Below are 21376 nucleotides of genomic sequence, written 5' to 3' on the forward strand. Positions count from 1 at the left end.
CTCACTTCTTTGTGGGACCTGGTGGGGACGGGGGTTCTCGCGGCGGGCTCAGTCGAGGGGGAAGCCCGTGTAGCCCTCGGCGAGGTCGGTCTCCGCCGAGCGGGCGGTGGCGATCCGGTCGAGGCGGGCGAGCTGGACGCGGTCGTCGAAGCCGGTGGCGTCGGGAGCGCGGTGCAGCATCGTGGTCATGTCGTACGAGAAGCGCTCGGCCTGCCAGACGCGGCGCAGGCAGGTCGCGGAGTAGGCCTCCAGGCGGGCGTCGGAGCCGGTGTCGCGGAGCTCGACGAGCGCGCGGGCCAGGGTGACGACGTCGCCGACGGCGAGGTTGAGGCCCTTGGCGCCGGTGGGCGGGACGATGTGGGCGGCGTCCCCGGCGAGGAAGACGCGTCCGTGGCGCATCGGCTCGTGCACGTGGCTGCGCATCGGGGTGACGGACTTGGCGGTGACGGGTCCGCGCTTGAGCGTCCAGGCGTCGTCGGTCTCCAGGCGCCGGTCGAGCTCGTCCCAGATCTCCTCGTCGCTCCAGTCGGCGGCGTCGGTGCCCGCCGGGACCTGGAGGTACGCGCGCGTGACGGTCGGCGAGCGCATGGACAGGAGCGCGAAGCCGCGGTCGTGGCGGGCGTAGACCAGCTCGTCGTGCGAGGGCGGCACGTCGGCGAGGATGCCGAGCCAGCCGAAGGGGTACGTGCGCTCGAAGACCCGGGAGACGTCGGCGGGCACCGCCTTGCGGGCCACGCCCCAGAAGCCGTCGCAGCCCACCACGTAGTCGCACTCCAGGACGTCCTCGCGGCCCTGGTGGCGGAAGCGGACGTGCGGGCTCGGGGTCTCGGCGCCCTCGACGGCGAGCGCCTCGGCCTCGAAGAGCAGCGGGCCCCCGGCGGCGAGCTGGAGGGCTATGAGGTCCTTGCAGACCTCGGTCTGGGCGTAGACCATCACGGACCGGCCGCCGGTCAGCGCGGGGAAGTCGACGCGGTGCCTGCGGCGGTCGAAGCGCAGCTCGATGCCGTCGTGCCCGATGCCCTCGCGGTCCATGCGGGCGGCGGCGCCGGCCTCGCGCAGGACGTCGACGGTGCCCTGCTCCAGGATGCCGGCGCGCTGGCGGTGCTCCACGTAGTCGCGGTCCCGGCTCTCCAGGACGACGGAGTCGATGCCCGCGTTGTGCAGCAGCCGGGCCAGGAGCAGGCCCGCCGGTCCGGCTCCGATGATTCCGACGGTGGTGCGCATCGGTCCAACCCCTCACACGACTTGTTCGCCTGGTGAACTTTCGTTCATAATGTGCTGACGGGAGTCTCCGACCGGACCCGGCGGCTGTCAACGGTTGCGGGGCCGCCACTTTCGGGACGCCCGCCGTCCACCCGTGCGAGGAGCGGCGCCATGCCAGAAGAGTCCGTACGCCCCCTGGAGCGCGGCCTCGCGGTGCTGCGCGCCCTCGCGGCCGGCGAACAGGTCAGGGCGGGCGACCTGGTCCGGGCCACCGGCCTCGCCCGCTCGACGGTGGACCGGGTCGTGGCGACCCTGACCCGCCTCGGGTACGTGCGCGAGCACGGCCAGGAACTCCACCTCACGCCCCGCCTGATGGAGCTCGGCAACGCCTATCTCGCGGCGAGCGGACTGAGCGGCGAGGTCGCCGCGCGCACCGCCCGGCTCGCGGACGAGCTGGACGAGTCGGTGTCCCTCGCGGTGCCGGACGGCAACGGCGTCCGCTTCGTCACGCAGGCCGCCCGGCGCCGGGCGATGTCGGTGGCCTTCCGCATCGGCGACCTGCTCCCCGCCGAGCGGTGCGCGCCGGGCGCGCTGTTCGCCGCCGAGTGGGACGAGGCGCAGTGGGCGGCGTGGCGGGCGCGTGTGGCCACCGATCCCGAGGGGCGCGCCTTTCCCGCGCTGCCGCCGGGCCCCGCGTCCCCGCCCCCGGACCTCGCGGGCCGCGTGGAGCGCTCGCGCGCGAGCGGCTGGGCGCTCGACGACCAGCTGATCGAACCGGGCCTGATCGCCACGGCGGTCCCGGTGCGCGACACGGCGGGCCGCGCGCGGTACGCCCTGTCCGCGGTCAGCCACACCAGCAGGCACACGGCCCAGGGCCTGGCGGACCTGGTGCTGCCCCGGCTGCGGGAGGAGGCCGCGCACCTCGAGTCACTGGCGGCGGCCCAACAGCACGCCGATCACGCGGATATGACGGGCCCTCATGCCGAGGAGAAGAGCGGGCCGCGCGAGCAGCCCGGCGCCGCCAAGGCTGCACTCGGCCCAGACTTCCTCCAGTCCCTGGCCCGCGGCCTCAGCGTCCTGCGCGCCCTGGGCGCCGCCCACGGCGACGGCCTGCCGCTCACCGCGATCGCCGCCGCCACCGGCCTGCCCCGGGCCACCGCGCGCCGCTGTCTGCACACCCTGGAGCTCGAGGGGTACGCGGCGCACGACGGCCGCCTCCACCGCCCGCTCCCCCGCATCCTGGAGCTGGGGTACGCCCGCCTGTCCCGCCTCGGCCTCCCCGACATCGCCGAACCGCATCTGCGCCAACTGACGGGCCGGGTGCACCAGTCGGCGTCGGTGACGGTCCTGGACGGCACGGACATCCTGTACGTGGCGCGGGCGGCGACGGTCCGCGTCATGAGCGTCCACATCGCGCCGGGCACGCGCTTCCCGGCGTACCCCACGGCCATGGGGCGCGTGCTGCTGGCCGGGCTGCCGGAGCAGGAGCGCGCGCGCCTCCTGGCGGCCGCCCCGCCCCGCCCCCTCACCCGGCGCACGCTCACCGATCCGGCGGCCCTGAGCCGCCTCCTGGACCGGGCCGCAGCCGACGGCTACGCCACCGCGGACGAGGAGCTCGAGGAAGGGCTGCGCTCGGTCGCCGTACCGATCGAGGACGCGCGGGGGCAGGTGGTCGCGGCCCTGAACGTGGCCCAGCACGCGGGGACCGCCCCGCTGGATCAGACCGTCGGGGAGCTGCTGCCCGCCCTGCGCGAGACGGCCGCGGCGATCGAGGCGGATCTGCACACGGCGGCGCGCTTCAACGGCGCGCTGATGCCGTGGCGTACGTACCCGCCGAGCTTTGGCGGAGGTGCCCGGAGCCGGACTTGAACCGGCACGCCCGCTAGGGGCAGCGAGGTTTAAGCTCGCCGTGTCTGCATTCCACCATCCGGGCAGGCCGTGGGCTCCGCATCAAGTGATTCGACCCTATCGGGGAGCGTCCCCCGAACAGCGGAACAACAGCCCGATGTTGTCTTATTTTATTGACGTCTGAGGGTGCATCAGCCACCGGTATGGCCCATAGGTACATGCCGCAGGCCCTTCCACCACTGTGCGGCCTCCGTGACGGAATGACGGAAATTGGCCGCCTCCGCCGCGTTCACGGGTCACCGGCGGGTGCTACCCGGCTCAGGGGCGGGTGTCATCCCCAGGTATGACATGAACGCCCGGAGTCCGACCGGAGAGGGCCCCGGGAACCGGAACAGCGGCTGACTACATCGCACGATCCTGCGCAGACGATGGAGTACGTCCCCACTCGTCGTCCCGACAGGAGCACCTTCCCGTGACCACCACCCCCTTCGCCGCCCGCACCACCGCGGTGGCAGCACGCGCCACGGACCTCTCCAAGGTGTACGGACAGGGCGAGACCCAGGTGGTCGCCCTGGACCATGTCTCCGTCGACTTCCGGCAGGGCGAGTTCACCGCGATCATGGGCCCCTCGGGCTCCGGCAAGTCGACCCTGATGCACTGCGTCGCGGGTCTCGACAGCTTCAGCGGCGGCTCCGTGCGGATCGGCGAGACCGAGCTGTCCACCCTCAAGGACAAGCAGCTCACCAAGCTCCGCCGGGACAAGATCGGCTTCATCTTCCAGGCCTTCAACCTCCTGCCGACGCTGACGGCCCTGGAGAACATCACGCTGCCGATGGACATCGCGGGCCGCAAGCCCGACAAGCAGTGGCTGGAGCAGGTCATCTCCATGGTCGGCCTGGCCGGGCGGCTCAGCCACCGGCCCACCGAGCTCTCCGGCGGCCAGCAGCAGCGCGTCGCCGTGGCCCGCGCGCTGGCCTCGCAGCCCGACATCATCTTCGGCGACGAGCCGACCGGAAACCTGGACTCGCGCTCGGGCGCCGAGGTCCTCGGCTTCCTGCGCAACTCCGTCCGCGAGCTGGGCCAGACCGTCGTCATGGTCACCCACGACCCGGTGGCAGCGGCGTACGCGGACCGCGTGATCTTCCTCGCCGACGGGCGGATCGTCGACGAGATGCTCGCGCCGACCGCCGACGGCGTCCTCGACCGGATGAAGGACTTCGACGCGAAGGGCCGGACGAGCTAGCCGACCACGCGCCTTCGCTCCTCGCCCGCCTTCTCCCCCACCAGGAATCACACCCATGTTCCGTACCGCCCTGCGCAACGTGCTCGCGCACAAGGCCAGGCTGCTGATGACCGTGCTCGCCGTCATGCTCGGCGTCGCCTTCGTCTCCGGCACCCTCGTCTTCACCGACACCTTCGGCAACGCCTACAAGAACAAGTCGGCGAAGAGCTTCGACCACGTCTCGGTCGCCGTGCAGTCCGAAGGCGGCGGCTCCTCCCTCTACGGGTCGAGCGACGACCGCGAGGCCAAGAAGCCGCCGCGGCTGACCGACGCCTTCCTGAAGAAGACGCGGAGCCTGCCGGGCGCCGACTCGGCCATCGGAGTCGTCTCCGGGTTCACCGCGGTCGCCGACAAGGACGGCAAGCTGGTCGGCGGCGAGTGGGGCACCACCGGCGCCAACTACTACCCCGGCAAGGGCGGCAAGGACCCCCGCTACGACTTCACGCGGGGCTCCGCGCCCACGTCCGCCGGTGACGTCGCGCTCGACTCCAGGACCGCCGGGCGCACCGGCTACAAGGTCGGCGACACGGTCCGCTACTCCACCGACGGACCGGTGCGCAAGGCGAAGATCAGCGGCATCTTCGACACCGAGGACGGCAGCGTCCTCGCGGGCGGCAGCCTGGTGGTGTTCGACAACGACACCGCGCGCGAGGTGCTCGGCAAGAGCGAGTACGACGAGATCGACGTGAAGGCCGCCGCGGGCACCTCCGAGTCGGCGCTGAAGGCCTCGGTCGAGAAGATCAAGCCGAAGGACACGGACGCCCTCACCGGCGCCCAGCTCTCCGACGACCAGGAGAAGATGATCGAGGAGCAGACCAGCTCGATGAGCCAGGTCCTGCTGATCTTCGCGGGCATCGCGCTCTTCGTCGGCATCTTCATCATCGCCAACACCTTCACCATGCTGGTCGCCCAGCGCACCAAGGAGCTCGCGCTCATGCGGGCCGTCGGCGCCTCGCGCCGCCAGGTGACACGCTCCGTGCTCATCGAGGCGTTCCTGGTGGGCCTGGTGGCCGCCGTGACCGGCTTCGCGCTCGGCATCGGCGTGGCCATGGGCCTGGAGGCCCTGATGAACTCCGCGGGCGCCTCGCTGCCCGACGGGCCGCTCGTCGTCGCCCCGACCACGATCGTCGTCGCCCTGATCATCGGCGTCGTCGTGACCATGCTGGCCGCCTGGCTGCCCGGCCGCCGTGCCGCGAAGATCCCGCCGGTGGCCGCGATGAACAGCGTCCACTCGACGCCGACCGTGCGCGGCCTGGTCGTCCGCAACACCATCGGCTCGGTCATCGTCGCCCTCGGCGCGGTCATGCTCTTCATGGACGACAACTACGTGATGGCCGGTGGTGCCGCCACGATCATGGTCGGCGTCATCGTCCTCACGCCGCTCCTGTCGCGTCCGTTCATCGCCGCCTCGGCCCCGCTCCTGAAGCCGTTCGGCGTCACCGGCAAGCTGTCCCGCCTCAACGCGGTGCGCAACCCGCGCCGCACGGCCTCCACCGCCGCGGCCCTGATGATCGGCCTGACCCTCATCACGGCGATGACGGTGGTGGCGACCTCCATGAGCAGCGCGATCAACAAGATGGCCGCGGGCTCCCTGAAGGCCGACTACACCGTCTCCATGGCGAACTACCAGCCGCTGACCCCCGAGGTCCGCGAGAAGCTGGACAAGCTCCCCGAGGTCGAGGCGAGCAGCCCGCTGCGCATGGCCTACGGCGAGGTGGACGGCTCGTACTCCCGGATCGCCGGTGTCGACGAGAAGGACTTCGGCAAGCTGACGAGCCTGGACTTCACCAGCGGCTCCCTCGCGGACCTGACCGGCGCCGCCACGCTGCTCGACAAGGAGACCGCGGACAAGAAGGGCCTGAAGGCGGGCGACACCGTCCCGGTGAAGTTCGACGACGACAAGACGGCGAAGCTGAAGGTCGCCGGCGTCTACCAGCAGAACGAGATGATCAACGGTCTCTTCACGCCGCTCGCCGTGGTCGACCCGCACCTGTCGAAGATCACCGACGAGCAGGTCCTGGTGAAGATGAAGGGCGGCACGTCCGACAAGGCCGAGGACACCATCGTCAAGGCCCTCGGCGACAACCCCGCCATCAAGATCCAGGACAAGGACGCGATCAGCAACGAGATCGCCGGAGCGATCAACCTGCTCCTGAACATGCTCTACGGCCTGCTCGCGATGGCCATCCTCATCGCGGTGCTCGGCGTCATCAACACCCTGGCCATGTCGGTCTTCGAGCGGAAGCACGAGATCGGCATGATGCGGGCCATCGGCCTGGACCGCGCGAAGGTCAAGCAGATGGTGCGCCTCGAGGCGGTCATCATCTCGCTGTTCGGCGCGGTGCTCGGCATCGGTCTCGGCCTCTTCATGGGCTGGGCCGCGGGCAACAGCATCACCGACTCGGTGAAGACGTACACCATGGAGATCCCGCTGGGCCGGATCGCGGTGTTCCTCTGCATCGCCGGTCTGGTCGGTGTCCTGGCGGCGATGTGGCCGGCCCGCAGCGCGGCCAAGCTGAACCCGCTGATGGCGATCAAGAGCGAGTAGCCGCGGCGCGGCACACGACAGGAGCGGGGCCCCGGACGACTCTCGTCCGGGGCCCCGCCCGTGCGCGTCCTACTGCCAGGCGCGGGCCCGCAGCGGCATCCCGGAAGCGCCGGCTTCCGGGGTCTTCACCGCGAGGACCTGGTTGACGCCGATGCGGTTGCGCTCGAAGGCCAGCGCGGAGGCCGCCATGTACAGGCGCCAGATGCGGGCGCGGCCCGGCGAGGTGAGCCGCTGGCCCTGCGCCCAGTGGGCCTCCAGGTTGGCGACCCAGCTGCGCAGGGTGAGGGCGTAGTGCTCACGGATCGCCTCCACGTCGCGGACCTCGAACCCGGCGCGCTCCAGCTGCCCGACCGTGGACCCCAGGGGGGCGAGTTCGCCGCCGGGGAAGACATAGGCGTCGATGAAGTCGTCGACGGTGTACGTGGACTCGTCGGCCTGGGGGCGGCGCGCGATCTGGTGGTTGAGGAGCCGCCCGCCCGGCTTGAGGAGTGCGTGCAGGTCGTGTGCGTACTCCAAGTACCGCTCGGCGCCGACGTGTTCGGCCATACCGATGGAGGAGATCGCGTCGTACGGCCCGTCCCGGACGTCGCGGTAGTCCTGGACACGGATCTCGACTTTGTCGGTCAGGCCCTCCTCGGCGATCCGCTTCCTCGCGTACGCGGCCTGCTCCTGGGAGAGCGTGACGCCGACGACGGTGACGCCGTGCTCGCGCGCCGCGTGGATCGCCATGGAGCCCCAGCCGCAGCCGACGTCTAGCAGGCGCATGCCGGGCTTGAGGGCAAGCTTGCGGGAGATGAGCTCCAGCTTGTCGCGCTGGGCGTTCTCCAGGGTGGCGCCCGCCCCTTCACCGGCCTCCCAGTAGGCGCACGAGTAGACCATCGAGGGGCCGAGCACCAGCTCGTAGAAGTCGTTGCCCACGTCGTAGTGGTGGCTGATCGCCTGGCGGTCGCTGCCCTTGGTGTGCAGGTGCAGGCGCCCGCGGCCACGCATCTCCTCCGGCGGCGGGGCGGGCGGCAGGAAGGGCGCGGCGAGGCCGACCAGGGTGCGGGCGGCGGCGCGGAAGCGCGGGTCGCGCAGCGACTCCCTGAGGCTCTTCGCTTCCTCGTCGCGCTCCCAGATGAACCCGGCGAGCCGTTCGAGGGCGGCGTACAGATCGCCCTCGACGTCCAGGTCACCGGCCACCCAGGCGCGGGCAAGGCCCAGCTCGCCCGGCTTCCACATCAGACGGCGCAGGGCGCGGCGATTGCGGACGACGAGGGTGGGGCCACCCGGGGGGCCTGCTTCGGAACCATCCCAGGCACGCAGACGTACGGGGAGCGGGGCCCCCAGCAATTGTTCGGCAAGGCTCTTCAGCCGCAGTGCGGCGTCCGGCATGGTGCACACCTCCGTGATTCGGGATATCCCGGATAGGTTCATCACCACGTAAACACCAACCGGGCGCTTGCGCAGTCCCGTTGTGGCGTCACGGATCGGCAAAATACTTGTAGCCACCATGTATACGGAGACGGAAAAACCCGAAGGGGCCGCCCGCACCACGGATGGCGGGCGGCCCCTTCGGGGCTGTGCGGTGACCGGAGGTCAGGAGGCCTTGGCCTTCTCCTCCGACGCGGCGACGACCGGCTCGGCCTTGGCCGCGGCGGGCTTCGGCGCGGGCTTGGCGGCCTCGTAGAACTCCTCGCGGGGAGTCTCCATGGCGCCCAGCGAGACGACCTCGCGCTTGAGGAAGACCGCGAGGGTCCAGTCGGCGAAGACGCGGATCTTGCGGTTGAACGTCGGCATCGCCATGCCGTGGTACGCGCGGTGCATGTACCAGGCGAGACGGCCCTTGAGCTTGATCTTCATCTTGCCCATGACGATCATCGCGACGCCCTTGTGCAGGCCGAGACCGGCGACCGCACCCTTATTGGCGTGGCTGTACTCCTTCTGCGGGAAGCCCCGCATGCCGGAGATCACGTTGTCGCCGAGGACCTTGGCCTGACGCAGCGCGTGCTGGGCGTTCGGCGGGCACCAGGCGTTCTCGTTGCCGGCCTTGCGGCCGACCAGGTCCGGCACCTGGGCGTTGTCGCCCGCGGCCCAGATGTAGTCGGTGCCCTGGACCTGGAGGGTCGTCTGGGTGTCGACGTGGCCACGGGGGCCGAGCGGCAGACCGAAGCGGGCGAGCGCCGGGTTGGGCTTGACGCCCGCGGTCCACACGATGGTGCTGGAGTCGACCTCGAGGCCGTTGTTGAGCACCACGTGGCCGTCCACGCAGGAGTCCATGCCGGTCTTGAGGTAGACCTCGACACCGCGGCCCTCGAGGTGCTCCTTGCCGTACTGGCCGAGCTTCGGGCCGACCTCGGGGAGGATCTTGTCCGCGACGTCGACGAGCACGAAGCGCATGTCCTCGCGCTTCACGTTGTTGTAGTACTTGGCCGCGTCGCGGGCCATGTCCTCGACCTCACCGATGGTCTCCGCACCCGCGAAGCCACCGCCGACGAAGACGAAGGTCAGCGCCTTGCGGCGGACGTCCTCGTCCGTCGTGGAGTCAGCCTTGTCCAGCTGCTCGAGAACGTGGTTGCGCAGGCCGATGGCCTCCTCGATGCCCTTCATGCCGATGCCCTGCTCGGCGAGGCCGGGGATCGGGAAGGTGCGGGAGACCGCGCCCATCGCGATGACCAGGTAGTCGAAAGGCAGCTCGTACGCCTCGCCCACGAGGGGGGCGATCGTGGCGACCTTGCGGTCCTGATCGATGGTGGTGACCCGGCCGGTCAGAACTTCCGCCTTGGGCAGCACGCGTCGCAGCGGGACGACGACGTGCCGAGGCGAAATGCTGCCGGCGGCGGCTTCGGGGAGGAAGGGCTGGTAGGTCATGTACGACCGGGGGTCGACGACCGTGACGGTCGCCTCTCCGTAGCGCATCTTCTTGAGAATGCGCCGAGCTGCGTACAGGCCTACGTACCCACCGCCTACTACGAGGATCCTGGGACGCTCCGTGGTGCTCATGCCATCGAGTATCCACCTGCCCGGCAGGGGTCGCTCGTGCGCCCCTTCACAAGCATGCGTGGACCCTCTGCTACACTTCGCCGCCCACGTGACGCAGGTCATGACGGCTCAGGGGAACCAGGCGATGACCCGGGACGTTGTGCACCCCTTGTGAGCTGCCACTCTGGCCCCACGGCCGGACTGGACCACGCGGCCGGTTCACCCCGCGGAAACACTCCCGAACCTTCACTGTCATGGGTCGCGGGGCCCTCTGGGGTCACTTTTAGGGGCTCGGAACCCCGGAACATCGTCCAACCGAGCCGATTTCCTTGTGAAGAACTTCACGAAGTTTCCCGACGGCGTGTCGCCGCCGGGCCCTTCGAGCCTCCGACAACGGCTCCGCAGCCGCTCAGACGCTACATGACGCGCTCAGGCGATCGACCAGGCGATGCCGTCGAGGATGTCGTGTTCGCTGACGACGACCTCCCCGGCACCGGTCCTTTCCATGATCGACAGGAGGACGAGCGCGCCGGACACGATGACGTCCACGCGGCCCGGATGCATCACCGGGATCGCGGCCCGCTCGTCGTGCGTGGCCGCGGTCAGCCGGGCCACGATCTCGCGCACTTGCTCGCGCGAGACACGGGAGTGGTGGATGGCCGCGGAGTCGTAGGCGTCCAGGCCGAGCGCGATCGCCGCCACCGTCGTCACCGAGCCGGCGAGGCCGACCAGGGTGCGGGCCTCGCGGATCGGCACGGTCCGTTCGGCCAGGTCGAGGGCGGCCGCGATGTCGGCGCGCACGGCGTCGAGTTCGGCGGGCGCGGGCGGATCGGTGCGGATGTGCCGCTCGGTGAGGCGCACACAGCCCACGTCCACCGAGCGGGCGGCGCGGACCCGGTCGTCGCCGACGACGAACTCCGTGGAGCCGCCGCCGATGTCGACGACGAGGTACGGCTTGGCGAGGTGGTCGCTGCCCGCCAGCTCCCTGGTCGCCCCGGTGAAGGAGAACTCGGCCTCCTGGTCACCGCTGATGACCTCGGGCTCGACGCCGAGGATGTCCAGGACGCCGCGTACGAAGTCGTCGCGGTTCTCGGCGTCGCGGGACGCGGAGGTCGCCACGAAGCGCAGGCGCTCGGCGCCGTGCTTCTTGATGACCCCGGCGTACTCGCGGCAGGCCGCGAAGGTCCGCTCCAGGGCCTCGGGGGCCAGGCGGCCGGTCTTGTCCACGCCCTGGCCGAGGCGGACGACGGTCATCCTGCGGTCCAGGTCGACCAGCTCGCCCGTCCGCGGGTCCGCGTCCGCCACCAGGAGGCGGATGGAGTTGGTGCCGCAGTCGACGGCGGCCACGCGGGTCACTCGGCGCCCTCCTGACCGGCGCCGGCGTCGACGCCGGCGCACGGCGTGACGCAGGGCCCCTTGGCCCACCACTGCGGCAGCATCGCGAGCGCCTCGTCGCCCAGGGGGTTCACCCCGGGTCCCGCGGCCAGCGAGTGGCCGACCAGGACGTGCAGGCACTTCACGCGGTCCGGCATGCCGCCCGCGCTCGGGAAGCCTTCAAGGACCTCGATGGCGTCGCGGCGCGCGATGTAGTCCTCGTGCGCCGCGCGGTACGCGGCGGCCAGCTCGGGGTCCGTCTTCAGCCGCTCCGACATCTCCTTCATGACGCCGTTGGCCTCAAGGGTGCCGATCGCGGAGGCGGCCCGCGGGCACGTCAGGTAGTACGTCGTCGGGAACGGCGTCCCGTCCGGCAGGCGCGGCGCCGTCTCGACGACGTCCGGCTGCCCGCACGGGCAGCGGTGGGCGATGGCCCGCAGGCCGCGCGGCGGACGGCCGAGCTGCTGCTTGAAGGCCTCGACGTCGGCGTCGGTGGGCTCGGTGCGCGGGGTGGTCGGCGGGGGCGTTTCCATGCCTGTCTTTCGATCGTTTCCGTAGAGGTTCTGTCGGGTCCGGGCGCCCGGACCCGAGCGTTCGAGCTCGGCCGTCCGAGCTCAGTTCTCGTCCGCGCGGTCGGCCTTGTCCACGCCGTCCCAGACGTTCGAGTACCAGGGCCTGGCGGCGGCCTTCTGGTCGGCGCGCTGCTTCTTCGCCGCCGCGGGGTCGATCACCGTGTAGCCGGTCTCGCCCGGCATCACGTAGTGCAGCCGGTCCCGGATGCGCTGCTCCGCGTACGCGTCGTCCCGCCAGCGGGCCTTCTCGTCGCGCAGCTTCTCGACGTTCTCGCGGCGCTCGGCCTGCTCCTTGCGCTGGTCGGCGATCTCCGCGCGCTGGGAGACGTACTGCCTTATCGGGTAGGCGAGCGCGACGACCAGCGAGCAGAGCACCAGCGCGAGGAGCGCGGCGCGGCCCGTGAGCCGGGAGCGGCGCGCCTGGCGCTTGGTCTGGGAGCGGTAGACACGCTCCGCGGTCTGCTCGCCGAGCAGCCGCAGCCTGGTCGCGGTGGAGAACCGGTCGCGGTCCTTCACGGCCATGTGTGCCGCCTCCCCGATACGTACGTACGTCCCCGCACACGGTACGGGACCGAGTGCGGGGACGTACGTAACTGCTCGGCGGAGCCGGGTCCGGTGAGCCCGGAGCCGTCAGCCCTTGAAGCGGGGGAACGCCGAACGGCCGGCGTAGACCGCGGCGTCGTCCAGGATCTCCTCGATGCGGAGCAGCTGGTTGTACTTGGCGACGCGCTCGGAGCGGGCCGGGGCGCCGGTCTTGATCTGGCCGCAGTTGGTGGCGACGGCGAGGTCGGCGATGGTGACGTCCTCGGTCTCGCCGGAGCGGTGCGACATCATGCACTTGAAGCCGCTGCGCTGGGCCATCTCGACGGCGTCCAGGGTCTCGGTCAGCGAGCCGATCTGGTTGACCTTCACCAGGAGGGCGTTCGCGGACTTCTCCTCGATGCCGCGGGCCAGGCGCTCGGGGTTGGTGACGAACAGGTCGTCGCCCACGAGCTGGACCTTGTCGCCGAGCTTCTCGGTGATGACGTTCCAGCCGGCCCAGTCGTCCTCGAACAGCGGGTCCTCGATGGACACGAGCGGGTACGAGGCGACGAGCTCCTCGTAGTACTCGGTCATCTCGGCGGCCGAGCGGGACTTGCCCTCGAACTCGTACGTGCCGTCCTTGTAGAACTCGGACGCGGCGACGTCGAGCGCGAGCGCGATCTGCTCGCCGGGGACGTAACCGGCCTGCTTGATGGCCTCAAGAATGAGGTCGAGCGCGGCGCGGTTGGAGTCCAGGTTCGGGGCGAAGCCGCCCTCGTCGCCCAGGCCGGTGGAGAGGCCCTTGTCCTTCAGGACCTTCTTCAGCGTGTGGTAGACCTCGGTGCCCCAGCGCAGGGCCTCGGAGAACGACTCGGCGCCGATCGGCGCGATCATGAACTCCTGGATGTCGACGTTCGAGTCGGCGTGCGACCCGCCGTTCAGGATGTTCATCATCGGAACGGGCAGCAGGTGCGCGTTCGGGCCGCCGAGGTAGCGGAAGAGCGGGAGGTCGGAGGCCTCCGACGCGGCGTGCGCGACGGCGAGCGAGACGCCGAGGATGGCGTTGGCGCCGAGCGAGCCCTTGTTGTCGGTGGCGTCGAGGTCGAACATCGCCTGGTCGATCAGGCGCTGCTCGGTCGCGTCGTATCCGACGAGCTCCGGGCCGATCTGCTCGATGACGGCGAGGACGGCCTTCTCCACGCCCTTGCCCATGTAACGGTTGGGGTCACCGTCACGGAGTTCGATGGCCTCGAAAGCACCGGTGGACGCACCGGACGGAACGGCGGCACGACCCGTGCTGCCGTCGTCGAGGCCGACCTCGACCTCGACCGTGGGGTTGCCTCGGGAGTCCAGGATTTCCCGGGCTACGACGACGTCGATGGACGGCACGAGCATCTCCTTCTGGGATGTGACGCGAGTACGCGAGGCGTTGGCCTCGCGGACACGAGCCTAACCGGCTCCCGGGCAAGAGCCAGCCGAGCGACCGCCCTGTGGACAAACCGAGAGCAAAATGTTTCCGAACGGAACAAAGCGTGGAGGGCACACATGACCCCGCCCCGGTGCGTACGGGGGATACGCGCACCGGGGCGGGGTGGACCCGTGGGGGACGGGGGTGGAACGGGCGGCGCCTCCGCCGAAGCGCCGCCGTCGCCGGCCCTTAGCTCAGGTGGAGCTGCTGGCCCGGGTAGATCACGTCGGCGTTGTCGATGATGTCGCCGTTCAGCTTGTACACCTTGTGCCAGCCGCCCTTGACGTTCTTCGCCTCGGCGATCTTGGAGAGGGTGTCACCCTTCTTGACCTTGTACTCGCCGTCGCCCTTCTTGACCGTCTTGCCGGTCGGGGTCTCGACGGTCTTCTTGGACTCGGTCTTCGGAGCCTCGGCCTTGGGAGCGGCCTGCTGCGGCTGCTCGGTCTGGGCGCTGGGCTGGCTCTTGGGCTGCTCCTGGGGCTGCTGCTGCTGCGGGGCGCTCTGCTGCGCACCGCCACCCTCGTTGGAGGCGCCCGAGAGGCCGACGCCGCAGCTCGGCCAGGCACCCTTGCCCTGACCCGCGAGGACCTTCTCGCCGATCTCTATCTGCTGGGCCTTGGAGGCCTTGTCCGCGCTGGGCGCGTACTTCGTGCCGCCGTACGCCGCCCACGTGGACGACGAGAACTGAAGACCGCCGGTGTAGCCGTTGCCCGTGTTGATCGACCAGTTGCCGCCGGACTCGCACTGGGCGACGGCGTCCCACTCGGAGTTCGTCGCGGCGGAGGCCGAGCCGGCCGCCATCAGCGGGGCCGCGACCGCGACACCGGTGACACCGGCGAGCGTGGCGACACGAGTGGCCTTGGACGGGCGGCGGTGCTTGCCCTTGCTGGAAAACAGCATGAGTGATCCCCTCACCGACGCCTGCGAGGTGAGCTGTCGGGTTCGGGCCGATGAAGTTGCCCGGCCGCGCTTCCTCGAAGCGCGGCTTAACCCCTAGCCGTTCCCGTCCGTCCGCCTCGCTCTCACGAGACTCAACGGCCGGGCCCGGCGGAAACCTTGGGTCCCCCGCTCCTGCCTACGGCGCTTACGCGACGACTGTTCCCGACCGGCCGTTGGCAGGACTCGGCGTACCGACCGGCGGGGCCCGCTGTGGCGAGCGGTCACGACCGTAGACATGCGATCGGCGGAATTTCAAAGACGATCAGGGCTTCTGAGACCCATCTCTCACTTGCGCCAATTGGGACATCAAGCGCAAAGCGACTCGCCAACTACCCCTACTTTTCGCCCAAATCGAGGCTCTGACCGGGAAGGATGAGATCGGGGTCGGAGCCGACCGACTTCTCGTTCCCGGCGTACAGCTCGGTCCACCCGCCCTTCACGTCGAGGTCGTCCGCGATGGCCGAGAGGTTGTCGCCGGAGCGCACCGTGTACGTCCCGTCCGAGCCGTCCCGCTGACGCTCCTCGCCGCGGGAGGCATGCCGGCCCGAGCCCTCGCGGGCGGTGTCGCCGGACGGTTCGTCGGCGGCGCTGCCGCCGCGGTGGCGGCCGCCCTTCTCGTCGGCGGAGGGGGTGGAAGGAGTGGAGTCGGGAGAAGTGGCCTCGTCCGCTTCGGACTTGCCGGTCTCGCCGGTCTCGCCGGACTTGGCCGAACCATCCGACTTGTCTGACTCGTCGTGATTCTTGTCTCGCGAGGCGTCGTCCGCGTCGGGCTTCCCGGAGGGCTCGGCCTCGTCCGAGGGGTCGGCCGACTTGCCCGTCGAGGTGCTCGACTCGCCCGACTTACCCTTATCGGACGACTTGTCCGACTCGTCCGGCGTGGCGGACTCCGCCGAGTCCGACGGTTCGTCAGAGGGGATCGTGATCGGGGCGCCCGGGTCGACGTCGGCCGCGGCACCGTCCTGGGTGAGACCGGCGATGGGTGCGCAGCTCGGCCACGCCTTGGGGCCCTGGTCGTCGAGGACCTTCTCGGCGACGGAGATCTGCTGGGAGCGGCTGGCCTGGTCGGCGCTCGGCGCGAAGTCGAGGCCGCCGTACTCCTCCCAGACCTCCTGCGTGAACTGGAACCCGCCGTAATACCCGTTGCCCGCGTCCGCGCTCCAGGATCCGCCGCTCTCGCACTCCGCGAGCTTGTCCCACGTGGCGGTGTCCGCCGCGCTCGCACTGGTGGCGCCGAGCAGCGGGATGGCGATGGCCGATCCCGCCACTCCTGCCGCGACGATCAGGGCCGGGGCCTGGCGGGGGCGTCGGTGACGACCATGGCCGGAGAGCATGCGGTTGCCTTTCGCGTGACTGGAGCGACGACTGCGACACGGGATGCCGAGTCGTCGTGAACGTAGCGGGAGTCGAACGCTTGTCACAAGTCGATGCAGCGGAGATCACGTGAAAGTCACAGTCTTGACGGCTTGTCAGCTGGACGGCGGTTCCGGCGTCTGATATTTGCTCCGCTGTGCGGGTGTGAACTCCACGGGCAGCGTGCGGAGTCCGCGCATGATGAGTCCGCCACGCCACCTCAAATCACCAGGTTCCGCCGCGAGTCGCAGGTCAGGGAGGCGGCGCAGCAGGGTCGCGAGGGCGGCCTGGCCTTCGAGGCGGGCCAGGGGTGCGCCGAGACAGTAATGAATGCCATGGCCGTAGCCGAGGTGTTGGTTGTCGCGGCGGGAGAGGTCGAGCGTGTCCGGCAGATCGAATCGTGCGGGATCCCGATCGGCGGCGGCGAGGACGACCAGGACGGGGTCGCCGGCCGCGATCTCCTCCACTCCGATCGTCAGCGGCTCGGTGGCGAAGCGCCAGGTGGCCAGTTCGACGGGCCCGTCGAAGCGGAGGAGTTCCTCGAGGCCGGTCTCCAGGAGCGCGGTGTCGCCGTCCGCGAGGGATTCCTGGAGCCGCGCGCGCTGCTCCGGGTGGGTGAGGAGGGCGTACGTCCCGTTCCCGATGAGGTTGACGGTGGTCTCGAAGCCGGCGAACAGGAGGATGAAGGCCATCGCTGCGGCCTCGTTCTCGGTGAGGTGCTCGCCGTGGTCCGAGGCGCGGATGAGTCCGGAGATGAGGTCGTCGCCGGGTTCGAGGCGCTTGCGGTGGATCAGCTCGGCGAGGTAGCCGCGCATCTTCTTCACGGACCGGGCGACCCCGCCCCGGGGCCCGCCGCCGTGGCGGATCATCATGCCCGCCCAGTCGCGGAAGTCGTCCTGGTCCTCGCGGGGCACGCCGAGGAGGTCGCAGATCGCGTAGATGGGGAGCGGGAAGGCGAAGTCGTGGATGAGGTCGGCTTCCCCCTTCTCCGCGAACCGGTCGATGAGGTGGTCGGTCAGCTCCTGGACCCGGGGCGCGAACTCGGCGACGCGGCGCGGCGTGAAGGCCTTGGAGACCAGGCGCCTCAGCCGGGTGTGGTCCGGCGGGTCGATGTTGAGCAGGTGCGTCATGAGGTTGGCGCTGCGCTCGCCCGGGATGCCGGTCTTGCTCTTCGCGTGCGCGGGCTCGACGTGGTGGGCCGGGTTCTTGCTGAGCCGCTGGTCGGCGAGCGCCTGCTTGGCGTCGGCGTACCGCGTGACCAGCCAGGCCTCCACGCCGCTGGGCAGCCGGGTCCTGCGCACGGGCGCGTGCTCGCGGAGCCAGGCGTAGGCGGGGTAGGGGTCGGTGGCGAACTCCCACGAAAAGAGCTCGGGCACGGGACCCCGGACCTCGGGCACGGGGGCGTGCGCCCCCGCGGGACAGGTCGCAGGGACGTCCCCTGCGGGGGCGGGCGGCGGCTGGTCTGGCATGGGGACGACGTTATCCGGCGCCATCGCCACGGACTCCGCCGCGTTCGCCCGCGGGTGGGGGGCGGGGCGGACGGGCCGGGCGGGCCCGGCGGGCCGGTCGGGCGGGCGGGCGGGCGGGCCGGTCGGGCGGACGGGCGGGCCGGACACGACGTGCGGCACATGGCGCACGGACCGGACGGCCGCGTACGACGGACGGGCCGCGCACGCCACGGACGACGGACGGGCCGGACAGCCGCGTACGACGGACGGGCCGGACAGCCGCGTACGACGGACGGGCCGCGCACGCCACGGACGCCGGACTGGCCGGACGGCCGCGTACGCCGGACGGGCCCCGCACGCCACGGACGCCGGACGGGCCGGGGCCCCGACCCCGGACGGGCCTCCCCTCCCCCGCCGGACCCGGTGCGGACCCCTACACCCCTACGCGCTCTCCGCCGCCAGCACCGCGTCCCGGTACGCGCGGGCCGCCGCCCGCAGTGCCGCCTCCGGGTCCGTGCCCTCCGCCTCGGCCCGCAGTGCGAGGGCCAGGAGTTCGTAGCCGATGCCGTGTCCGGTGGGGAGGGGGACGTCGAGGCCCGCCGTCCGTACCCGGGAGGCCAGTTTCGCCGCGAGGGCCAGGCCCGGCTGTCCCAGGGGGATGCCTTCCGTCACCGACGAGCGCTGCTTCTCCTCGGCCTTCGTGCGCAGCCAGTGCGCCTTCACGTCCTCGGGCGTGTCCGCCGAGTCGTCGCCGAAGACGTGCGGGTGACGGTGGATCAGCTTCTCGACGATCGTGCCCGCCACGTCGTCCACGGAGAAGGGGGACTCCTCGTCCTCCTCGGCGATGCGCGCGTGGAAGACCACCTGGAGCAGGACGTCGCCCAGCTCCTCGCGCAGTTCCTCCCGGTCGCCCTCCTCGATCGCCTCGACCAGCTCGTACGCCTCCTCGATCGCGTACTTCGCCAGGCCCTTGTGCGTCTGCTGGGAGGACCACGGGCACTCGGCGCGGATCTGGTCCATGACCTGGACGAGGTCGAGGAGCCGCGCGCCGGGCAGGTCGTACGAGGCCGGGAGCAGCTCCAGGTCCGGCATCGCCACGCGCCCCGAACCCGCGAGCCTGGCCAGGCCGTCCGTCAGGGCCTGGTCGCCCTCGGCCGTGGCGACGACCAGGACCGTACGGCCGCCGGCGCAGGCGTCCACCAGATCCTGGGCGGCGGGTGCCACCTGCTCCACCGCCACGCCCGCCTCGCGCAGGTAGGGCAGCTGGGGGTGGTCCGCGTCGGCGCACAGCACCCGGTCCGCCGCGTGCAGGGCCTGCCACGCGGGCCAGGAGAGGAGGCCGGGGGCCACCCGGTGGCTGGTGGTGAGGAGGATGACGCGGCCGGGGGCGTCGGCCGGAGGCGTGGTTTCGTTCACCCGTCGAACGTAACCCACGCCGCCGACGCCCCCTCGGGGGCGTCTTCAGGACTGCCCGGGGGTGCCCTCAAGCCTGCCCGGGGCCGTCCTCAGGCCTGCTTGGGCGCCGCGTCGCCGTCCTTGGACACCTCACGCACCCACGGCGTCTTGGTGTCCGCGCGCTTACTCTTCTCCACGTCCCACGTGCCGTACCGCGGGTTCAGGTCCACGTCCAGCTTCTTGGAGGCCTTGGACAGCGCCTTCCAGAAGGTCGCCTGGCCCTCCGGGGCGTTCATGTCCGCGCCGAGCGCCTTCGCCAGCTTCTGGGCCTCGATCTCCGTACGCAGGCTCTCCTCCAGGCGGGACGGAGCCACGCTGTACTGCTGGAGCCAGCCCTGTTCGAGCGCCTTCTTGCCGCCCGCCTGCTCTTCGAGGCCCGCTCTCATCGTCTGGACGTCACGGCGTGACACACCGACGCCGGCGTCCACCGCCGCCCGATGCAGCACCTTGTCCAGGACCATCGTGTGCAGCGTGCTGCGGGTGAGGCCGCCGGACTTGGAGATGGCCTGCTCGTACTGCTGCTCGTCGGGGATCGCGGCGCGCTGCGCGGCGCGCACCTCGTTCACCCGGCCCTCCAGCTGCGAGACCGTGATCCGGTCGTCGCCGACGACGGCCGCGGCGCCCGGATGCGCCTCGCTGCCGCAGGCGGTCAGGAGGGGAGCCGCAGCAACGGCTGCGGCGGCGAGAACGAGCGCGGTGCGACGGCGGCGGTGCAAGTGAGCCTCCCGAGGAGATTGTGCGGCGGTGCACAAAGTCTTGCGATGATCGATGTTAGGGAGTGGCCGGTCTCTCGGCCACCTATTCGACCAACGATTCTCGAAGAGTTGGGGCACCCTCCCGCCGAGCGGTCACTACCCGCGCACCTGTCCCAGCCACTGCAACGTACGCCGGATCTCCGCCGGGAAGGGATGCCCCACGCCGTGCATCCGCTCGGCGTCCATGAGCAGCCGCGCCAGCATGTCGTGGGCCGCCGCGCGGTCGCCGAGGGCGAGGAGCAGGTGGCCGATGCGGCGGCGGATGTCCAGGGGGCGTTCGCGGTCGTCGGAGGCGTAGCGGTTCTCGTAGTAGGGGAGCAGCGCGCGGTACTCCGCGAGGGCCGCCGCCGGTTCGCCCAGCTGCTCCAGGCACTGCGCGGCCTCGTAGCGGAACTGGAGGGAGTGCGGGTCGGCCTGGCCGGACTCGGCGGCGCGCTCGTCGGCGAGGCGGCGCAGCTCGGGCAGGGCGCGGCGGTACTGGCCGTCGTCCATGAGCGTGGCGGCGTACTGCTTGCGCAGGGAGCGGACCACCGGGGAGTGCTCGCCGTGCTTGGCGGCGGCCGCGGGCAGGATCGAGCCGAGGATGTCGACGGCCTGGGTGATGCGGCCCTCGCCGAGGAGCCGCTTGACCTCGTCGACCGCGCGGACGACGTCCGTCTGGCTGCCGGGGCCGCCGGGGACCTGGTGCTTGTCGGGGCGGTCCGGCTGGATGGCGGGGGCCGGCGGCGGGGTGGCCGCGCGGTCGGGCCACGGGGCGTGCGGGCGCAGGAAGGGGCGGGTGGGGTCCAGCGGGCCGCCGGCCGGTATGCCGCGCGCGGGGAGCAGCGGGGCCAGCTCCTCGTAGACCTCCTGGGCGCTGCCGTGCCGGTGCTGGGGGTCCTTGGCGAGGAGGCGGAGCACCAGGGCTTCGAGGGCTTCGGGGACCTCGGCGCGCAGCCGGCGGACCGGGAGCGGCGGTTCGTAGAGGTGGCGGTGCAGGACGCCGAGCGCGGTCGACCCGCTGAACGGCACGTCTCCGCTGAGCAGTTCGTGCAGCAGGACCCCGAGGGCGTACAGGTCGGTGTACGGGCCGACCGCGCCGCCCATCGCCTGCTCGGGGGCCATGTAGGCGGGGCTGCCGATGGGTGAGCCGGTGTGGGTGAGGCGGGTGGTGTCGGTGTCCATGACCGAGGCGATGCCCAGGTCGAGGATGGAGACCGTGCCGTCCTGCTTGACCATCACGTTCCGCGGCTTGAGGTCGCGGTGCACGATCGGCACGGCGTGCACGGCGGAGAGCACCGCGCACAGCTGGGCGGCGATCGCGACGGCCCACTGCCACGGGTAGGGGTCGTGCTCGGCGAGGTGGTCGCCGAGGTCGGCCCCGTCCACGTACTGCATGACGAGGTAGAGGTCCTCGCCCTCCGTGCCCGCGTCGTGGACGGTGACCAGGCCCGGGTGGTCGACCTGGGCGGTGACGCGGCACTCGCGCACGAAGCGGCGGCGCAGTTCCTCGGCCTCGGCGCCCGCGACCCGGTCGGGGCGCAGGAGCTTGACCGCGACGCGGCGGTCCAGGCGCTGGTCGTACGCCGTCCAGACCTGGCCCATGCCGCCCTGGCCGATGAGCGTGGAGAGTTCGTAGCGCCCGGCGACCACGCGGCCGCCCGTACCCAGG

At 71.2% G+C, this 21376-nt stretch carries 16 protein-coding genes, 1 tRNA gene and 1 riboswitch; of the genes, 3 read left to right on the plus strand and 14 right to left on the minus strand.

Going from position 1 to position 21376, the window contains the following annotated elements; translation table 11 throughout:
- Positions 1 to 48 precede the first annotated feature (48 nt).
- Entirely contained in the window at positions 49 to 1224 is a 1176-nt protein-coding gene (locus QBL25_RS18330; protein WP_409058110.1) for a 4-hydroxybenzoate 3-monooxygenase, read from the minus strand.
- Between the two features lie 150 nt (positions 1225 to 1374).
- Between QBL25_RS18330 and QBL25_RS18335 the strand changes: the two genes are divergently transcribed.
- Positions 1375 to 3072: an IclR family transcriptional regulator C-terminal domain-containing protein gene (locus QBL25_RS18335; protein WP_409058111.1), complete on the plus strand. Its 1698-nt coding sequence runs from the start codon at positions 1375 to 1377 to the stop codon at positions 3070 to 3072.
- Here QBL25_RS18335 and QBL25_RS18340 read toward each other — a convergent pair.
- Positions 3054 to 3136 (minus strand) — tRNA-Leu (locus QBL25_RS18340). The genes QBL25_RS18335 and QBL25_RS18340 overlap by 19 nt on opposite strands.
- A gap of 387 nt (positions 3137 to 3523) precedes the next feature.
- Between QBL25_RS18340 and QBL25_RS18345 the strand changes: the two genes are divergently transcribed.
- A complete protein-coding gene (locus QBL25_RS18345; RefSeq protein WP_409058112.1) occupies positions 3524 to 4294 on the plus strand; it encodes an ABC transporter ATP-binding protein in 771 nt (256 codons plus the stop codon).
- A gap of 55 nt (positions 4295 to 4349) precedes the next feature.
- On the plus strand, positions 4350 to 6881 hold the full coding sequence (locus tag QBL25_RS18350; protein ID WP_409058113.1) for an ABC transporter permease: 2532 nt from the start codon (positions 4350 to 4352) through the stop codon (positions 6879 to 6881).
- 69 nt (positions 6882 to 6950) lie between these two features.
- Here the strand turns inward: QBL25_RS18350 and QBL25_RS18355 are convergent, their stop codons facing one another.
- From QBL25_RS18355 to QBL25_RS18410, 12 genes are all read right to left on the minus strand, one after another.
- Entirely contained in the window at positions 6951 to 8255 is a 1305-nt protein-coding gene (locus QBL25_RS18355; RefSeq protein WP_409058114.1) for a class I SAM-dependent methyltransferase, read from the minus strand.
- Between the two features lie 204 nt (positions 8256 to 8459).
- Entirely contained in the window at positions 8460 to 9863 is a 1404-nt protein-coding gene (locus QBL25_RS18360; protein WP_409058115.1) for an NAD(P)/FAD-dependent oxidoreductase, read from the minus strand.
- A gap of 408 nt (positions 9864 to 10271) precedes the next feature.
- Positions 10272 to 11198, minus strand: coding sequence for an exopolyphosphatase (locus QBL25_RS18365; protein ID WP_409058116.1), 927 nt, complete (start codon positions 11196 to 11198; stop codon positions 10272 to 10274).
- Entirely contained in the window at positions 11195 to 11749 is a 555-nt protein-coding gene (locus QBL25_RS18370) for a DUF501 domain-containing protein (RefSeq protein WP_409058117.1), read from the minus strand. Before QBL25_RS18370 ends, QBL25_RS18365 begins: the two co-directional genes overlap by 4 nt.
- An 81-nt stretch (positions 11750 to 11830) precedes the next feature.
- The gene (locus tag QBL25_RS18375; RefSeq protein WP_409058118.1) at positions 11831 to 12310 is read right to left on the minus strand and encodes an FtsB family cell division protein; all 480 of its coding nucleotides are present in this window, start codon (positions 12308 to 12310) and stop codon (positions 11831 to 11833) included.
- 108 nt (positions 12311 to 12418) lie between these two features.
- Entirely contained in the window at positions 12419 to 13699 is a 1281-nt protein-coding gene (gene eno, locus QBL25_RS18380) for a phosphopyruvate hydratase (protein ID WP_409058119.1), read from the minus strand.
- 268 nt (positions 13700 to 13967) lie between these two features.
- Positions 13968 to 14678: a transglycosylase family protein gene (locus tag QBL25_RS18385; RefSeq protein WP_409058120.1), complete on the minus strand. Its 711-nt coding sequence runs from the start codon at positions 14676 to 14678 to the stop codon at positions 13968 to 13970.
- Positions 14679 to 14681: 3 nt separating this feature from the next.
- Positions 14682 to 14871: riboswitch (cyclic di-AMP (ydaO/yuaA leader) on the minus strand.
- Positions 14872 to 15052: 181 nt separating this feature from the next.
- On the minus strand, positions 15053 to 16048 hold the full coding sequence (locus QBL25_RS18390; protein WP_409058121.1) for a transglycosylase family protein: 996 nt from the start codon (positions 16046 to 16048) through the stop codon (positions 15053 to 15055).
- A gap of 135 nt (positions 16049 to 16183) precedes the next feature.
- Positions 16184 to 17536, minus strand: coding sequence for a cytochrome P450 family protein (locus QBL25_RS18395; RefSeq protein ID WP_409058122.1), 1353 nt, complete (start codon positions 17534 to 17536; stop codon positions 16184 to 16186).
- Positions 17537 to 17956: 420 nt separating this feature from the next.
- Positions 17957 to 18931 carry a nucleoside triphosphate pyrophosphohydrolase gene (locus QBL25_RS18400; protein WP_409058123.1) on the minus strand — a complete coding sequence of 325 codons (975 nt, stop codon included), beginning with the start codon at positions 18929 to 18931 and terminating at the stop codon, positions 17957 to 17959.
- Between the two features lie 89 nt (positions 18932 to 19020).
- Positions 19021 to 19686, minus strand: a complete 666-nt coding sequence (locus tag QBL25_RS18405; RefSeq protein WP_409058124.1) for a SurA N-terminal domain-containing protein — start codon at positions 19684 to 19686, stop codon at positions 19021 to 19023.
- A 135-nt stretch (positions 19687 to 19821) separates the two neighbouring features.
- Complete coding sequence (locus QBL25_RS18410) at positions 19822 to 21309, minus strand: protein kinase domain-containing protein (protein ID WP_409062697.1); 1488 nt, start codon at positions 21307 to 21309, stop codon at positions 19822 to 19824.
- Between the last annotated feature and the right edge of the window lie 67 nt (positions 21310 to 21376).

Source organism: Streptomyces sp. SYP-A7185, assembly GCF_046103685.1.
Taxonomy (GTDB): Bacteria; Actinomycetota; Actinomycetes; order Streptomycetales; family Streptomycetaceae; genus Streptomyces.

Coding starts and splice junctions, on each gene's coding strand:
- QBL25_RS18370 (WP_409058117.1), bottom strand. CDS start 11,749: ATGGAAACGCCCCCGCCGACCACCCCGCGCACCGAGCCCACCGACGCC.
- QBL25_RS18355 (WP_409058114.1), bottom strand. CDS start 8,255: ATGCCGGACGCCGCACTGCGGCTGAAGAGCCTTGCCGAACAATTGCTG.
- QBL25_RS18410 (WP_409062697.1), bottom strand. CDS start 21,309: ATGGGCCAGGTCTGGACGGCGTACGACCAGCGCCTGGACCGCCGCGTC.
- QBL25_RS18330 (WP_409058110.1), bottom strand. CDS start 1,224: ATGCGCACCACCGTCGGAATCATCGGAGCCGGACCGGCGGGCCTGCTC.
- QBL25_RS18375 (WP_409058118.1), bottom strand. CDS start 12,310: ATGGCCGTGAAGGACCGCGACCGGTTCTCCACCGCGACCAGGCTGCGG.
- QBL25_RS18395 (WP_409058122.1), bottom strand. CDS start 17,536: ATGCCAGACCAGCCGCCGCCCGCCCCCGCAGGGGACGTCCCTGCGACC.
- QBL25_RS18390 (WP_409058121.1), bottom strand. CDS start 16,048: ATGCTCTCCGGCCATGGTCGTCACCGACGCCCCCGCCAGGCCCCGGCC.
- QBL25_RS18385 (WP_409058120.1), bottom strand. CDS start 14,678: ATGCTGTTTTCCAGCAAGGGCAAGCACCGCCGCCCGTCCAAGGCCACT.
- QBL25_RS18360 (WP_409058115.1), bottom strand. CDS start 9,863: ATGAGCACCACGGAGCGTCCCAGGATCCTCGTAGTAGGCGGTGGGTAC.
- QBL25_RS18350 (WP_409058113.1), top strand. CDS start 4,350: ATGTTCCGTACCGCCCTGCGCAACGTGCTCGCGCACAAGGCCAGGCTG.
- QBL25_RS18335 (WP_409058111.1), top strand. CDS start 1,375: ATGCCAGAAGAGTCCGTACGCCCCCTGGAGCGCGGCCTCGCGGTGCTG.